At 42.1% G+C, this 16,909-nt stretch carries 15 protein-coding genes and 1 pseudogene; 3 read left to right on the top strand and 13 right to left on the bottom strand.

Annotated elements, in window-relative coordinates:
• Positions 1-196: 196 nt before the first annotated feature.
• The 10 genes from H6G76_RS33215 to H6G76_RS33170 form a co-directional block, all read right to left on the bottom strand.
• A complete protein-coding gene (locus H6G76_RS33215) occupies positions 197-1,417 on the bottom strand; it encodes an LLM class flavin-dependent oxidoreductase (RefSeq protein ID WP_242056625.1) in 1,221 nt (406 codons plus the stop codon).
• 127 nt (positions 1,418-1,544) lie between these two features.
• Complete coding sequence (locus tag H6G76_RS33210) at positions 1,545-2,783, bottom strand: acyl-CoA dehydrogenase family protein (protein ID WP_190710344.1); 1,239 nt, start codon at positions 2,781-2,783, stop codon at positions 1,545-1,547.
• Positions 2,784-2,940: 157 nt separating this feature from the next.
• The gene (locus H6G76_RS33205; protein ID WP_190710342.1) at positions 2,941-3,969 is read right to left on the bottom strand and encodes a sulfonate ABC transporter substrate-binding protein; all 1,029 of its coding nucleotides are present in this window, start codon (positions 3,967-3,969) and stop codon (positions 2,941-2,943) included.
• Positions 3,970-4,252: 283 nt separating this feature from the next.
• A complete protein-coding gene (locus H6G76_RS33200; RefSeq protein ID WP_190710340.1) occupies positions 4,253-5,590 on the bottom strand; it encodes an LLM class flavin-dependent oxidoreductase in 1,338 nt (445 codons plus the stop codon).
• 18 nt (positions 5,591-5,608) lie between these two features.
• Entirely contained in the window at positions 5,609-6,469 is an 861-nt protein-coding gene (locus tag H6G76_RS33195) for a MetQ/NlpA family ABC transporter substrate-binding protein (protein WP_190710338.1), read from the bottom strand.
• Between the two features lie 13 nt (positions 6,470-6,482).
• Positions 6,483-7,460, bottom strand: coding sequence for a methionine ABC transporter ATP-binding protein (locus H6G76_RS33190; protein ID WP_190710335.1), 978 nt, complete (start codon positions 7,458-7,460; stop codon positions 6,483-6,485).
• Between the two features lie 34 nt (positions 7,461-7,494).
• Positions 7,495-8,388 carry a MetQ/NlpA family ABC transporter substrate-binding protein gene (locus H6G76_RS33185; protein ID WP_199337615.1) on the bottom strand — a complete coding sequence of 298 codons (894 nt, stop codon included), beginning with the start codon at positions 8,386-8,388 and terminating at the stop codon, positions 7,495-7,497.
• A 25-nt stretch (positions 8,389-8,413) separates the two neighbouring features.
• The gene (locus H6G76_RS33180) at positions 8,414-9,499 is read right to left on the bottom strand and encodes an aliphatic sulfonate ABC transporter substrate-binding protein (RefSeq protein ID WP_199337614.1); all 1,086 of its coding nucleotides are present in this window, start codon (positions 9,497-9,499) and stop codon (positions 8,414-8,416) included.
• Positions 9,500-9,878: 379 nt separating this feature from the next.
• Entirely contained in the window at positions 9,879-10,694 is an 816-nt protein-coding gene (locus H6G76_RS33175) for a hypothetical protein (protein ID WP_190710334.1), read from the bottom strand.
• Between the two features lie 49 nt (positions 10,695-10,743).
• Entirely contained in the window at positions 10,744-11,841 is a 1,098-nt protein-coding gene (locus H6G76_RS33170) for an LLM class flavin-dependent oxidoreductase (RefSeq protein WP_190710332.1), read from the bottom strand.
• Positions 11,842-12,079: 238 nt separating this feature from the next.
• On the opposite strand from H6G76_RS33170, the gene H6G76_RS33165 reads away from it, so the two are divergent.
• The 3 genes from H6G76_RS33165 (at position 12,080) to H6G76_RS33155 (ending at position 15,343) form a co-directional block, all read left to right on the top strand.
• Positions 12,080-13,135, top strand: a complete 1,056-nt coding sequence (locus H6G76_RS33165) for an LLM class flavin-dependent oxidoreductase (protein WP_190710330.1) — start codon at positions 12,080-12,082, stop codon at positions 13,133-13,135.
• Positions 13,136-13,350: 215 nt separating this feature from the next.
• Positions 13,351-14,988, top strand: coding sequence for an FAD-dependent oxidoreductase (locus H6G76_RS33160; RefSeq protein WP_199337612.1), 1,638 nt, complete (start codon positions 13,351-13,353; stop codon positions 14,986-14,988).
• 13 nt (positions 14,989-15,001) lie between these two features.
• Positions 15,002-15,343, top strand: a complete 342-nt coding sequence (locus tag H6G76_RS33155; RefSeq protein ID WP_190710328.1) for a 4Fe-4S binding protein — start codon at positions 15,002-15,004, stop codon at positions 15,341-15,343.
• A 107-nt stretch (positions 15,344-15,450) separates the two neighbouring features.
• Here the strand turns inward: H6G76_RS33155 and H6G76_RS33150 are convergent.
• The 3 genes and pseudogenes from H6G76_RS33150 to H6G76_RS33140 all read right to left on the bottom strand — a co-directional run.
• Positions 15,451-15,609, bottom strand: a pseudogene (locus tag H6G76_RS33150) (IS1 family transposase); the annotation flags it as partial.
• Between the two features lie 407 nt (positions 15,610-16,016).
• On the bottom strand, positions 16,017-16,301 hold the full coding sequence (locus H6G76_RS33145; RefSeq protein ID WP_190710326.1) for a hypothetical protein: 285 nt from the start codon (positions 16,299-16,301) through the stop codon (positions 16,017-16,019).
• 67 nt (positions 16,302-16,368) lie between these two features.
• On the bottom strand, positions 16,369-16,761 hold the full coding sequence (locus H6G76_RS33140; RefSeq protein ID WP_190710324.1) for a hypothetical protein: 393 nt from the start codon (positions 16,759-16,761) through the stop codon (positions 16,369-16,371).
• Positions 16,762-16,909: the final 148 nt, after the last annotated feature.

Below are 16,909 nucleotides of genomic sequence, written 5' to 3'. Positions count from 1 at the left end.
GCCTATTTTATTAACCCAGATTTTTGCCAAGCTTACTTCTTTAGGACGTATTCATCCCGTTTCTACAGGCATTAAACCCTCGTAAATTGGCTAAGGTATTGACCTACCATGTAAAATGTTTCGCTAGTAGCTTGCAATAAGCTTTGTAGTAGTTCTTGTCCTTGCATCTTTGAAGAAGGGTGTTAGGGTGTAGGAATTAAATTCTCAGACCAGCCTGTTTTAATAGTGGTAGAACGCGCTTACCGAATAAATCTAGATCAGGCTCAAAATCGTAGAAGGCTATCTGGAAACCATCGACACCAGCTTTATGCAGTTGCAAAAGTTGTTCGGTTATTTGTTCGGGTGAACCAATTAACTGCACATTACCGCCGATCGCACTGCCAACGCTATGACGCAGATTTCCCTTTTGATGCCCTCTCCAAGCGTGGGCATCACTGCTGACACGGGAACGTCCTGCAATTGATTCATGATCAGCATGGTCAACAATGGCTTGGGCATATTCTTCTGCCTCTTTTTCCGTTTCTCGCAAAACAATCAACGGATTTAGCAGCGTGCGGACTTGTCTACCTTGGGCGATCGCAGATTGTTTCACGCGCTCAGTATGGGCTGGTAAGGATGACAAAGCACTGTCTATATCTCCGCCAGCCGGACTGGTGATAAACACGATATCAGAATGACGGCCTGCAAACTCGATACCCGCATCTGAACCAGTGGCGTTAACTAAAACAGGACGACCATAAAGCGGACGAGGGCTAATGTAAGCATCTTTGAACTGCCAAGAGCTTTTTTGACTCTGGTAAGAAAAGTTCTCGGTTTCTGACCAAAGTCTCTTTAAGACAGTGACAAATTCATCAGCCATTTCATAGCGGCGATCGTGTTCGATTTGACTCCAACCGAACAATTCATGCTCATAAGCCCGGTGTCCGGTGACAACGTTAATTCCCCAGCGACCTTTAGAAATGTGATCTAATGTCGCCCCAAATTTAGCTAAATGAATGGGATGCCAAGGCCCATAAAGAACATGAATAGTGGAAATTAAGAGAATCCGCGAAGTCATCCCAGCCAGAGAGGCTGTTGCAATGAACGCATCTAAACCAGCTTCTGTGCGAGTTGGGCCTTGTCCACCCTTCGGTTGCCATGTAGAATAACCAAAAACGAGGTCAAACCCCAATTCTTCAGCCTTTTGGGTCAATTTAGCATTGTAGTCAAACGACCAATCGGTAGTGCGAGGTAAATGTGATGAACTCCAGCCACCATGATGAATTGGTAAGAATAAGCCTAGTAATACAGGCTGTTTGAGAGCTTGAGATAATGGACTATCAGGATAGTCTGTAGGAGAGGCGTAGACGCAAAGCGGCTTGTCGCCAGACATCGCTTTTATCTCCGTTCTGACAGCAGTAGTATCAATTATGCTCATAGTTGAATTTCACAAATAAAAGTCTTGTTAAGACAGGGTGTGGGGGAGAGGTTTGGAGAGGGGTATCAAGAATAAATCGCATATCATGTTTATCTCTTCCCCCTACACCCTTAAACCCTTACAACCTCTAGAAAAATCCTCTCTGCGGCAATGGCGTACCATTTATCTCATAGTCCCCAATCGCACGCGCCTTAAAGTGATTTGGGTTATGAGAGGATAAAGTACGAGCATTGCGCCAGTGGCGATCGTAGTTTGAGCTTTTTTTCGTTGTCGAAGCCCCACCAACTTCAAATAGTAAAGTAGCTGAACGTAAAGCCAAGTCATCAACAATCAATTTCGCTTTGGCTGCGTTCAAAGAAGTTTCTAAAGCCGCAGCCGTTTCTGCCTCTTCACCTTGGGCTTTCGCAGCAGGAAGGCGATCTAATCCATCGGCGGCGGCTAAGACAATTGCTTCGGCTGCAAAGGCATTGGCCGCAATTTGCCCAACAGTCTGCTGCAAAATTGGATCTTCTGCTGCTTGCTCAGATACGGCATGGTAGAAAGTCCGAGGACGTTTATGGACTAGGGTTGTGGCATCACGCAGCACGCTGCGAATAATGCCAGCGTTAATAGCAGTCAAGAATAATTGCGGGACGATATTGTATGGCAGGTTGTCTTTGTCTATATCTGTCTCAAAAATTACTTCATGTGCCTCTACACGGACATTAGTGAAATTAGTAGTTCCTGTGCCTGTAAGTCTTTGCCCGAAACCGTCCCAATCATCTATCAAATCAATTCCCTCACGCTTGGTTGGGATGAGAATAAACGCCGTAGTGCTATCGGGTACTAGTACACGCACAAAAATCAAGTCTGCATAGAGACTGCCTGTACTGTAATACTTCGTGCCATTCAGACGATAGCCGTCGCCATCGGGTGTTAATTTTGTATTCACAACTTGACCACCGCCAGCCCGTTTAACTTCTAGTTCGGTAGAAGCGAGTCCAATAATTGCCCCATCAGCCACGGCTTTTAGCCAGCGACGATTTCTTTCTGTGCGTTCTGAACGCAAAATTCGCTCTGTGACAGAAAAATGATTCCGCACAATGTGAGCAACGTTAGGATCTGCATCTCCTAGCTTAATCACGACCTCGAATAGTTCCCGTGCAGTGCTACCACCGCCACCTTCAGTCACGGGTATTCGCAATGCACCTAACCTGGAACGCCGGATTAATTCAACCACATCAAAAGGTAAGATGCGATCGCGATCGCGTTCACTTGCTCCCAGTGCAATAAAATCAAAAAGCTGGTGAAGTTCTGGCGAATTTGCTCTTACAGGAGCCGAAAACTGAATGGTCTTATCTGCGAGTTTCTCTGGACTCTTAATCATTAGTTTCTATCTCCGAATATTCTATAAAGAATTTATATTTGTGAGTGGTAACACCATATCCGGTTAATCAGTTATTACTGGATGTATTGGTGTAGAAACAAACCCTCTCCCCTGCTCCCCTGCGGTCTTAATGATCAGTCTTTCACTGAATTGCTCCTTACGGCTTAACATCTGTGGGAGTAAAAGCAGCATACTGTTCAGCAGAGAGAGTTGCATCCCTAACGTTGATTTTCTTTGTGATGAACTTTTGCTCATAAAACAAGTCAGCAATCTTCTGCTGTCCTGATAAAACTTCTTCACTTAAAGGTCTGAGAGTGTAAAATCGTCGCCTTGAAACTAATTCCAATGTGGGAACATCAATTTTTGCTTCGGGTGAAATTAGTTCAGCAACTTCTCTTGGGTTGCTTTCAGCCCATTTCCCGATATTGTTAATCTCTTCCAAAATGGCTTTGACTAGCTCAGGGTTCTCTTTGACAAAGGTGCGCGAACCTAGCCAATAGCCTCCTTGGGTAGTAATATTTTTCCCATCGCGGAGAACGCGAACACTACCAGTTTTTTGAAATACGGCCAAATGCGGATCGCCAATTACCGCAGCTTCAACGCTCTTGCGTTCAAATGCTGCACGAGTTTCTAATGGTGTGAGGTTAATATGTTTCACATCACTAAGTTTTAATCCCGCTTCTTCTAAAACTTTGACAACGAAGTACTGTTGTGCTGTAGCTCTTTGAAAAGCTAATCCTTTACCTTTTAAATCAGCTACCGTCTTAATTGAAGAGTCTTTATCTACTACAACAGCAGTTCCTTCACCAGTACCAGGTTTACTACTAGCAACATAGACGAAAGGAACACCAGAAGCTTGAGCAAAGATAGGTGGAGTTTCACCAACAAAACCGAAATCTACACTTCCGACATTCATTGCTTCTAGAAGTTGCGGCCCGGCGGCAAATTTCGACCACTCTACAGAAATACCAAGTGGCTTTAAACGCTTCTCTAAAACTCCTTTAACCTTGACTATATCTCCCGCCGACTGATAGCCCATCTTTAAGACTTTGGTCTTGATGTTGCTAGAGGCAACAGCAGTTTTCTCTGTAGTTTGTGAGCTACAACCTACTAGGCTTATCGAAACGGTAAATAATCCGGCTACTAAGAATAGGAGAAAGTTGCATTTTTTTAATATTGCTACCATGATCTATTGCCAATTGTTTGGGGTTTAAAATACAGGCTTAATTAAAGAACTGATTTTGGAATGATGTAAAAGTTCAAGATGGGAATTTTTTATTTTGTAGTTAGACTCGGTTTATAAACTCTCTAACCTCAACAATCTACTATAAATCTATAGATTTATAGTAGATTGTGATTGCACGGAATTTACCACAAGCTAATTTAAAAATCAAGCAGCAAGGATGACTGTGCTATTGATGCAAGTGGCAAAAGGAATGAACAATTGGTGTGATACTAGCGATCGCAGTTTACACCAGACTGGTTTGAAAAAAGCGATTAACCGGACGCACCAGTCCGAGATTCTCACGCAACGTTGCCCCCTCATACTCTTGGCGAAAAATTCCACGGCTTTGGAGTTCTGGCACAACCTTGTCAACGAAATCATTCAACCCTTCCGGCAGATAAGGGAACATAATGTTGAAACCGTCAGAACCTTCCTCAAATAGCCATTTTTCCATCTCATCGGCGATAGTTTGGGGTGTACCAACGAAAGCCAACCCGCCATAACTGCCAACGCGTTGCGCCAGTTGTCGAATAGTAAGATTTTCACGTTGTGCTAAGGCGATGACTCTTTCCCGTGAAGAGTGTCCGGCATTGGTTGGGGGAATATCTGGTAAGGGGCCGTCAGGGTCAAAAGCGGAGACATCGTAGCCCAGCGCACCATTTAAGCTGGCAATTCCACTGTCATAATGTACGAGGCTATCTAAATAAACACGCTTGGCTTGGGCTTCGGCGACGGTTTCCCCGACCACAACTAAAGCACCAGGTAATATTTTTATACTATCTGGGTCACGTCCAATTGCTTTCGCCCGTCCTTTGATGTCTGCAAATAAAGCTTTGCCAGCTTCCAAATTACCCGCCGGTGCAAACACAGCCTCGGCGGTTTCGGCAGCTAATTGTCGTCCAGCTTCCGATGCACCCGCCTGAACGATTACAGGCCAGCCTTGCACAGGTCTAGCAATGTTCAATGGCCCCCGCACCGAGAGATATTTTCCTTTATGATTCAGAACGTGAAGCTTGTCAGGGTCAAAATAAATCCCGGCTTCCACATCCCGAATGAACGCATCGTCAGCAAAGGAATCCCAAAGACCTGTAACCACATCATAGAATTCTCTAGCTCGTCGATAGCGTTCATCATGTTCTATCTCTTCTTCTAAACCAAAGTTGAGTGCTGCGTCAGGATTGGCTGTGGTAACGATGTTCCAGCCAGCGCGACCGCCACTGATATGGTCGAGAGAGGCAAAGCGGCGAGCGATGTGGTAAGGCGCGTCATAAGTTGTGGAAGCCGTAGCTACCAATCCGATGTGTTCGGTGACAGTAGCGAGGGCAGACAGCAGGGTAAAAGGCTCGAAGGAGGTGACAGTATGACTGCGTTTCAGGGCGTTGATTGGCATATTTAGCACTGCTAAGTGATCTGCCATGAAAAATGCGTCAAACTTGCCTGCTTCGAGTTTCTGGATGAATCGTTTCAGTGCAGGGAAGTTGAAATTAGCATCAGGTATAGCCCCAGGATAACGCCAAGCCCCTGTATGTATGCTTACCGGGCGCATGAATGCACCTAGTTTTAATTGCTTTATTCTGCTCATTATTCCTCCTGATCATGTTTAGAATGCAGGTGCGATCGTCCCTTGATATGTATTAGCAATAAAATCTTTCACCTTGGGATGAACAACCAATTGATCGAGTTTTTTGATATTGGAATCATTTGCTTTCGACCGCAAAGTTGTCAAGCCTGCTTTATATTTTTCTTCTAGATTAGTTGGGTCTATAAGGATAGGATCTAACTTTATTTTTGCATTGGCCAGTGAAGTTGCATATAACGCAACAACATCTAAATCGTCTAATGCTCTTACTAAGGAAGTCCCATCTGCTCCTTGTATTCGCAAGTTTTTCGGATTCTCTTTGATATCTTTAATAGTGAATAAATCATCGGAATTATCCCTGAGCTTGATTAAACCTGCAACTCTGAGTAATCTTAAGCCACGATCTTGATTGATGGGATCATTGGCAATACCGACTGATGCATTCGGAGAAAGTTCATCGATTGATTTGATTTGCAATCGTTTTGAATAGAGTCCGAATACATAAGAAAAAATGCGGGGATGCATGACTAAATCTAGATTGAGTCTTTTAGCGATATTTTCCATAAAGGCTTGATGCTGACCTAGATAAGCATCAATTTCGCCACTATTCAGCGCATTGTTAGCAAGTATGCCATCGCTAAACTTGATCAGTTGAACATTTAAGTTTTGACTCACTGCCAACTCTTTTTGAACAAACTTCAGAATGTCTTCAGGGACTAGCTGGGTAATTCCCACTTTGACAGTGCTGAGTTGTTGAGATGAATTTTTATTTGGTTGACAACTGGCGATTAGAGTAGATGCGATAACTACGTTAAGCTTCGCTAACGCTATTCCTGTGCCTAAAAGAAAATATCGCCGTTTTATTCTTGTTAAACTAACCATAATAAATTGGGATTCAATGTACTTCCACTTCAAATTCGGCTTCGTGTAAATATTTCAAAGCTTGCGTTATCTTTTGACCTAATAATTCGACGTGGAATTGACCAACTCTGCGATCGCCTACTGTTTCCACACTTCCACTGAGGATATTCACATCTACATCAAAATTACGGGCTAAGGTGGCGAAAATAGGTTGACTTGCTTGTTCTCCAGCAAAGGCGATCGTGGCGATAACAGCACCGGGTTTTGGTCTATAACCATTCCGACGAGGAAAAAATTCTTGGGCAAGAAATGATTCTGGTTTGGCGATTAAATCACTCACATATCCCTTTTCGACAATTCTGCCAGCATTGAGTACCGCCACACTATCGCAGATTTGCTTGACTACAGCCATTTCATGAGTAATTAACAAGATTGTCAAACCCATACGCTTGTTCAGGTCGTGTAACAAGTCAAGAATTGACCTCGTAGTTTGGGGATCAAGTGCAGATGTCGCTTCATCGGAAAGTAAAACTTTTGGTTCCCCAGCCAAAGCCCTAGCAATACCTACCCGTTGCTTTTGACCACCAGAAAGTTGTGCTGGATAAGCATCAGCTTTACCTTGTAAACCCACAAGTGAAATTAATTCTTCTACCTTTGCACGGCGTTGCAGTCTACTAACACCCATCACTTCCAAAGGAAAAGCAATATTTTGGGCTACAGTTCGGCAACTCAGTAAATTAAAGTGTTGAAAAATCATTCCAATATGTTGACGGGCGCGACGCAATTTATCTCCCGACAGTTTTGTTATTTCCTGCCCATCAACAACAACTGAACCTGATGTTGGTTTTTCTAGTTGATTAACACAACGAATTAATGTGCTTTTACCTGCTCCACTTTGACCTAAAACGCCAAAAATTTCTCCTGGTTTGACATGAACACTCACACCATCTAATGCAACAACTTTTTGGTTGCCTTGATGATAAACTTTGCGAACATCGGTAAATGTGATCATTTCAGAATTCCCCCACAATTAATTGTTAATATTTTTAAGGAATGGGAATCACTGCACCTTGGTATTTATCTCTAATAAATTGTTTGACTTTATCATCCCGCAACAACTTATAGAGTTTTTGAATTCTGGGGTCGGTTTCTTTACCTTTTAATGTTGTGACGGTAACAGCATAAATTGGGTCTTTAGCTGTCTCTAAAGCTAAAGCATCTTTATCAGTTTTTAATCCAGCTTGGACAATCCAATTACCTGTAATTCCGGCTAAATCCACATCAGGAAGACTGGGAATTGCTTGCGCTCCTGGTATTTCTTTAATTTGAATATTTTTGGAATTTTCAATGATATCTTTAGGGCTTGCTGGACGAACATTTTCCTTAAGTTTGATTAAACCTGATGCTTCCAAGACTTTTAAAGCCCGATGAGCATTGCTAGGATCATCAGGAATTGTCACCAGAGCTTTGTTCGGCACATCTTTGAGAGTCTTATATTTTTTAGAAAAAAGTCCTACTGGATTTAAATGAATTTGCGGCGTAAAAGCATACATTTCAAAGTTGTGCTTCTTGCCATAGTCTTCCATAAAAGGAATATGTTGAAAATAATTAGCATCGATTACGCCATCTTTCAAAGCTGTATTATTCTGCACAAAGTCATTGAAAGTAACAATTTCAATATCTAGCCCAGCTTCTGGAGCTAAATTCTTTTTGACAAACTCTAAAATTTCTCCGGCTGGAACTGGTGTGACACCAACTTTAATTTTTTCTTTGGTTGTGGTTGTGGTAGTGTTAGCGGCTGGGGTTGCTGATAAATTTGCAGTTGTATTAGCAGCAGAATTATTTTGTGGTGAACTACAGCTAGAAAATATTGTAGAAGCCGCAAATGATGTAATGGCTATGACAAAGAATCGACGGTTAATGTTAGCAGGTAATTTCATGGTTATAATTAAGGGCTATATTGATTTACCACTTTTGGTCAGGAATCCAGTTATAGTTTTTATCCTTGACATCTATTTTTTTCGGGATAATTTTGAGTTCATAAAATGTATCTGCCATACGTTGCAAACCACTCAAAACTTCATCTGTAACAGGTAACACCTGCCGTTGACCACCGCGTTCTTCTACGGTTTCCATTGTTTTCAAATCAATTTTGTACACTTTAGAAAGTAGTTTGGCTGAATCTTTATAGTTGTCTCTAGACCAAGTACCAGCTTTTTCTAGCTCTTGTAAAATTATCTTGAGAATGTCTTGATGATCGCGGACAAAATCTGGAGCAGCATAATAAAAGCTAGGGCTTTCTAGTGCAGCTTTATCTCCAAAGACAGTGCTATTATCTGCTAATAAACGAGTCCGCAATTTACGTTCAGCCTCAGCAGTATAAGGATCCCAAATTAACCACGCATCAATATCACCACGTTCAAATGCTGGTAAGGCTTCGGCTGGTGTCAGATATAAAGGTTGAATATCACTAAATTTCAATCCAACTTTTTCTAAAGCACGCACAATAATGTAGTGTTGACCAGAACCTTTTGCAAAAGCAACTTTTTTACCTTTTAAATCAGTAAGTGTTTTGATTGGGGAATCTTCTCGAACTAAAATAGCGGAACCTCTGGTGCTACCTGTACCGGCTGCAACTCTGACAAAGGGTTTATCGCCGGCTTGAGCAAACACGCTTCCTGTACCGCCACCACCACCAAAAACGATTGCACCTGCTCCCATCCCATCTAAAAGCGGTGCTGTAGAGGAAAACTCATTCCACGTTACAGATATACCCAAGGGTTGTAATCGCTTTTCTAAACTTCCTTGTGCTTTGACAATATTCAGCAACGCCATCCCTTTTTGATGACCCATTTTCAGCACTGTGAGCTTAGGAACTTGGGGTTTTTGTGCAGATGTATCAGTTGAATTACTGGGGGCGCAAGATGCGATCGCCAAACTTAATCCCATACCCAATACAAACAATACAGCAAAAACCTTAATTTTTTGATGCTTAAATAATTCCCTCCCTTTGAAAACACCTAAAATTTTATTTATCATTTGCCTTAACATAAATTAACCCTCCTTTATGTCACATTATTTCAATGTACTCTTGGGGTTTTTGCAATTATTAGGAATTAATCTTAGGCATATAAAAACATCTTTAATTTATGCAAAAATACTAGTTAAATTTAGCTAAAATTACCTGCCTAGAAATTAATTCTATTAAAAAAGATATAATATACTTGTTAACTAAATAATTGTTGTGTTCGTTACGACCAAAATTGAATTTCTTAATATATTAAGTCCCAAATAAAATAATTGCTGTCAGCAAATAAAAAAGAAAAAGCTTACTAATTATTAAAATAATTAGTAATGCTAAAAGGTGTTATGAATACAGCTTAAATAAATAAAAAAGTAGTTGTTATTCTACCTTTTAATTTAATATTTATCAATCATTGACACTCACAATTTTGGGCAGCTTAGATACGGGTATATCAAAGAAGTAAGACAAAACTTCTCGCCGCCAAGCATCGTAAAGTATCGGCAAATCATCAGTTTCAATCCCAATAGCTTTTTGACTCAATTGCCAATGATTCCTAAGATAAGAATTGCGCCGACGTTGACCTTCTTCATCAGCTTCTAGAACTTGGGCAATTAAATCTTCTTTCTCGGCTTGTGAGGCGCGATCAAATTTACGTTGCCACCAATCAATAACGCCTAAACGATGAACTGCTTCATCTGGCAAGATTCTTTCTGCTGCATACTCAGCTGAAGCTGGGTCATTGATTTTGCTAGTACGGCTATTGATAAATAACAAAGCCACAATATGCAGTTCATAATGTAATTCAAATGCTAAACAGCCTTGCCAATTACGAATAGGCAAATCACCCATATAATCCCAATGCTTCTGTACTTGCTTTTGGATATCTTCTATTGGGTCATGTCCAGATATCGCCTGCGCTCTTAAACGAGTATTTTGGGCGTGTGCGCCATCATCTCCTATTTGTCTGCTCAAAAATAGCTGTAATTCTGGGTCAGCAAAGGAATCAATTATCTTAGCGCAGACTTGCACAATAAATAAATCATGGGCTGCACCAGCTACACGAAAACGATAAAAATTCTCTCTTTCTTCATCAGTTTCTGGTGGTCTGGGTTCAACTAATCGCTTTTTCGGAATGTGCGGTGCGTGTTTATCAACTAATTTATCGAATATTTCCAGTTCTAAATCTGTAGTCCAAGCTGGACGAGTTAAAATTGCAGTCATAAAGTTTCCTTTGGGTAGTGAGGAGTAGAAAAAGATTTTTGCATTCAATCTAAAATCTAAAATTCTTAGCTCCTATTTTTGCGTTGGCGATCGCTTCACTTTCAACCGTTAACGCTCTTACTCTTGGTATAATCTCCGCAGCAAAACGCTCCATTTCTGTAGCAAAGGGTTGAAATTGCAGCATGAAAGTATCAATTCCTACTTTGGTGAATTCAGTAATGCCCTGGGCTACGGTTTCATAACTCCCAACCAATCCTGCGGCTGTACCACCATTGCTTCCTACACCCGGATATTTAGCCATATTTTTGAACATGACTACTTCAGAATCTACGCCTTTGAGTAGTTCTGTGCGATCGTCTTGGGCAAGTACCATTGCTCTGAGGTTTTGATATTCTGCTTGTGCTTCTTCGTCTGTCGGTCGAGCAATAACAAAGGCTGACATGGCGAAGCCTAGAGGTTGAGCGCGAAACTTAGTTTTTTTCGTAACTTGAGCAATAGTTTCACGGATGACTTCAATAGGGCGACCGTTGAGGAAAAATGTATGCGCTTCTTTTGCGGCTAATTCTTGGGCTGGTTCTGACTCTCCCCCTACATACACACGCGGATAAGGTTTAGCGACAGGTGGAGGATTCAACTTCAAATCGTTGATGTGAAAATAGTCGCCGTGAAAGTTAACTTTTTCCCCACTCCACAGAGCTTTGACAACTCTAATCCATTCGTCAGAATATCGATAACGTTCATCGTGGGGAAGGAAGTTGATCCCTGGTTTTTCCATTTCTGGTCTGAACCAAGCACTGACTAAGTTAATCGCAAAACGTCCACGACTAATCGCATCAATACCTAAAGCCATCTTTGCTAAGACGGCAGGATGAAACAGTAATGGCTTAACTGCTGCAATAATCTCGATAGAGTCTGTCGCTTCTGCAAGTGCTGCTGCGGCTGTCCAGGTTTCTAGCTGGTCAAGTTCTTGGTTCCTGGGATTGATGATATGTTGCGCTATTAAAGTTGTCGTAAATCCGCACCTTTGAGCCAACCGAATTAAATTCTTGGCTCGTGCGTAACTAGCATCACGAGGTTCAAGAGGATGGTTCATTACGCCGCAGTTGCCGTAAACGGGAATCCATATCCCATAGCGTGGTTCAGACATAGCTTTCTAGAACCTTTGTAGTCGGCACTAAAATTTAATTTTGCACCTGTAAATATTCTACGGCAAATCTACCAACTTATCGTAGAATAATATGAGATTTGCATAAATGGAGACAAAAAACAAGAGGGTAGTTAAATTTTGTATTTCTTCATTCCCTGAATTGAAAGTGCTGAGTAAAAAGATTAGTCTCTCTTTTATGTTTTCTTGTGTACGCAGTTCATGACAATTGGAGGTAAAAGTGTCAGAACCACGCTACGGTATTTGGTCGCCTGTGGGCGGTAACTTTGGCCCTCTCAATACGCCAGATGAACCGATTGATGCTAGTTATGAACGCACGCGATCGCTAGTATTAGAAGCAGAACGTTTAGGATATGTCACAACCTTAGTTGCACAGCACCTTGCTAACCCTCGCAGCTTCGATTTAGAACAGTTAGAAACTTGGACAGCTTGTGCAGCCTTAGCAGAAGCCACAGACTCTATCGAAATTATCGCCGCAATTAAACCTTTGTTATTTCACCCAGCCGTCCTAGCAAAGATGGCTTTAGGAATTGATGCAATTAGTCAGGGACGTTTCGCCATTAACTTAATTAGTGCTTGGTTCCGTCCAGAAATGGAGCGGACTAATATTCCCTTTCCGCCTCACGATGAACGTTATCGTTATTCGGGTGAATGGTTGCAAGTAGTAAGAGCCTTGTGGAGTGGTGAGAGGGTTAACTTTGAGGGTGAATATTTCAAAATTCAAGATTTAAGTTTTCGACCCTTCCCTGTTGCTCAACCCTATCCACGCATTTATCTTGGAGGCGCATCAGAGTCAGCGCAGATATTAGCAGCGCAACAAGCGGATGTTTACTTCATCAACGGTCAACCAATTGAAGATGTTCGCAAAGTAATTCAACAAGTTATCAGCCGTCCCCGTTCTTTACCCCAACCAGTGCGTTTTGGTTTATCAGCCTTTGTCATTGCGCGTCCCACCGATGAAGAAGCACAAGCAGAATTAGAACGACTGATGACACTGCAAAAGCTGGAAGAACAATATAAATTAAGTGTTGCTAAAGGCGTTGACAAAGAAGCGGTGATGTTTCAACTCTTTGCTAAAAATCCGGCGGTTGGGGGGAATGGTGGTACAGCCGCAGGTTTAGTTGGCAGCTACGATACAGTCGCCACTCGCGTTGCAGCTTTCGTTGATGCAGGTATCGATACTTTCATGCTGCAATTTAATCCCTTTGTCCGAGAGATGACACGTTTTGCCGAAGAAATTATGCCGCGCGTGCGACACTTGCAAAAAGTTGCATAGAAATATCTCAGCAGGCAAAAGTTATAAGATTAACTTGCAATACTTAATGTTTGACAAACTAATAGTTAGAGTATCATACTATCTGTAATTCGTTTTACGTACTCTTTGTGTATGTTATGCAGACTCTATTTTCTGCATAGTTTAGTCCGACAAAACAGCACTCATTCATCACAAATAAATTAGCGGCTAACGTAACACCAAAAAGGAGAAAGAAATTGCTCACAGAAAATGAACTACAACTAAATGCTGACGTGCTGGTGATTGGTGGTGGCCCTGCCGCAGCATGGGCAGCATGGGCAGCAGCATCTCAAGGTGTCAAAGTCATCATTGTTGATAAAGGTTTTCTGGGTACGAGTGGTGCTGCTGCTGCGAGTGGTAATGGCATCATGGCTCCTTCTCCAGAGAACTGGGAAAAAGTTGTCTCAGAGCGTTATCGTGTAGGAAAAGACTTGGCTAACTTGCGTTGGATAGAGCGTGTAGTTGAAAAAACTTGGCTGAGTTTGCCCTTATTAGAAGATTGGGGTTATCGTTTCCCGAAAGAAAATGGGGAATCTGTGCGTCAGAGTTATTATGGCCCAGAATATATGCGGGTAATGCGAAAAAACTTGCTGCGTTCTGGAGTGCAGATTCTTGACCAAAGTCCGGCTCTAGAGCTTTTAGTTGCTGAAGATGGTTCTGTGGCTGGGGCAAGGGGTGTACAACGACAACATCATCGTTTTTATACAGTTCGTGCGGGTGCCGTAGTATTGGCGAATGGCGGTTGTGCATTCTTGAGTAAAGCATTAGGTTGCAATACTAATACAGGTGATGGAATGCTAATGGCGGTAGAAGCTGGTGGCGAACTCTCCAGCATGGAAGCTTCCAATCACTATGCAATCTCAACTGCTTTTAATGCCACAGTAACGCGGGGTGTTCCCTTTGGTTGGGCGAGTTATTCCGATGAAGCAGGTAAAGATTTAGGCGGCTATATTAATGGTCGTCGTGATCCTGCCTTTTTACCAAATGCTTTGATGAAAGGGTCTGTTTATGCTCGTTTAGATAGAGCTACACCGGAAGTTAAAGCTGTAATTGAAAAGTCTCATTTCATCGCTTTTCTACCTTATAAAAAAGCTGGGATTGATCCCTATACAGAAAGAGTACCTGTGACATTGATTTTAGAAGGTACAGTCCGGGGGACAGGTGGTGTTCGGATTATTGATGATAATTGCGCTACAAAAGTGCCTGGACTGTATGCGGCTGGTGATGCAGCATCGCGGGAATTTTTAGCTGGTTTAGCTTCTGGAGGTGGTGGCCCGAATGCTGCTTGGGCAATCTCTACAGGGCAATGGGCAGGAGAAGGGGCGGCGAAATTTGCCCAGAGTTTGGGCGCACGTGCAAATGAAAGAACTGCACGTGCAGCTGGTCAGGTGGGAATGCGATCGCACTCCTCCACATCTGCAACATTCGATAACGATGCGATTGTGCGCGGTGTTCAAGCCCAAATGTTCCCATTGGAGAAAAACTACTTGCGTTCGGAACAGAAGCTTCTAGATTCCCTCGCTAAATTAGAAACACTGTGGCAACAAGTACAAGGTAATCCGAAACAAGATAATGTGCGCGATATAGAATTTTCTCGTCGTGCGGTTGCTCTGACGGCTGTCGCACGATGGGCATACTTTAGTGCTTTACATCGCACAGAAACCCGCAGCGAACATATCCGCATAGATCATCCCCAAACTGATCCCAACCAGCGATATTACCAAGCCACTGGCGGTCTAGATAAGCTGTGGGTAAGACGTGATTGGATAACGGATGTGCCTGCTACGTCACCAGTACCAACTACTCCATCCACACCTGCTGTATCAAAGTTGTAGCCAAAATAAAATCATGATTGAGCTTGTCAGCCATAAACTCTGTATTAATTGCAATCTGTGCGTTCAAGTTTGTCCGACTAATGTCTTTGATGCAGTTCCAAACCAACCACCTGTAATTGCTCGTAAAGAAGACTGCCAAACTTGTTTTATGTGTGAAGCATATTGTCCTGCGGATGCGCTTTATGTTGCACCCCAATCTCACACTGAGATTGCAGTCAATGAGGATGATTTGATTGAAAGTGGCATTATGGGCGAGTATCGAAAGATATTGGGTTGGGGATATGGCAGAAAAAACAATAGTGAGTTAGATACTGCTCATAAACTACGCCAATTACCGCGCCCTTATCAAAGTTAATTTTAGTAGGTAAGCGATCGCAATTTCAGTTTTGCAGAATGCGATCGCTAATATTTTCGGCGTTGCATAAATGCGGGAGGAATCAGTGAAACACAGATATTTCTCTATACTCTTAAGTAATCCTGTTTTACCTCATCTGAGTACCCTTTTACTAGGCGATAAACATCAATAAACTGGCGACTAAAACTGACACAAATGTGATTCTGTTTACCTCGCCGTTTACCATTTTTTCTGGTTTCAGTAGACTCACCCTATGGACATTGCACAGTAAGCTGCTAACTACTTAATTTGCTTATTGAGACCGCAAGGGGGCAGGGGAGAGGGTTTGAAGTTTTTCCCCAAAATTTCAATTGTGCGACTTGTACGCACAGAAGCTTAGAACACCTCCATTCATCCCTATATTATGCAAGTCCCACAAATAGAACGTAGTCAGCGCGTCCTTAGTCTGTTGGCCATTCTGCGATCGCTTTCATTCTACCTTTTGCGGACGAGTACCATTACTATATGTAAGCAATCTACAAGCAAATTACTCTTGGGCTAATTTGTATCAATCCCCGATGACTTAATCGTTCAATTCCTTGCGAATAGCGAATTGCTAGGTTAGGCCAGATTGGAGGACACAAACAGGTCAACTGGAATCTTAGGAAGGGTGGGTGTGATATTGAAAAACTTTCTAATCGACGGGAGCCGCAGATTTCATCGGTTGCCTATTGTTCAGATAAATATAGCCATAATAACGTGATAACTCCTCAAACCAGAAGTGATCAAAGTATGAGCCTACTAGTGAACCAGTTAGTGAACCGATGACTGACCCAACAACAGAAGCACCCAAAGGCATGAGTAATGCAACTGTTGGTGAACCACTTCCAATACCAACGACACAACCAATAGCTGAACCAACAATTGCACCACTTAAGGAACCAGCAACAGAACCAATTACAGAGCCAATCCTTAACATCGCTTAATTACATCATTTTTCAAAACTGTCTAAAATTATATACTTATATTGGTGGTGAGAGTGTGCATCAAAATTTGATAAACATAAATGCACAAGCACAAAGGGATGAAATCAGAAAACCCCAGGCAAGTGCAGAGTAACGGCGAATAGCATTGCGTTTAAATAGGGTGGTTGCCGCAGTTACAAAAGCACCTAAAAAGCAAATTAAAAAAGTTCTAGACCAGACGATAGTTGCCATTAGCTGAATATCAGATGTTGGGCTAGGATTGGGTTTATTGGTTGAGACATCCAAGAATGTTAAATAAAGAAGAAATGCGGGGATAAAAACTGCGCCGATAATAGCAATATTTCGGTATCCTGGTACAGTGCGACAACTAATAAATGAGAGCGTAACTGAGCATAACCCTAGAAAGTTTACGGCTACCCAAACGAGCAAGATTAACAACAAGACTATTCCCATAAATAAATTAGGTAAATTAAGCTATAAATTATACTTTTCATTCTCCTTAAGTAGGTCGGCGGAAAAATTTACAAGTATGTAACAAACAGTTAAGCAGAAGAATGAGAGTTAAATCTAACACGTTGTGTACTGTAGTTTCCCTTGGATG

The organism is Nostoc sp. FACHB-152 (assembly GCF_014697475.1).
Taxonomy (GTDB): domain Bacteria; phylum Cyanobacteriota; class Cyanobacteriia; order Cyanobacteriales; family Nostocaceae; genus Nostoc_B.
Note: the sequence above shows the minus strand (reverse complement) of the source record. Positions and strands in the feature narration are given on the sequence as shown.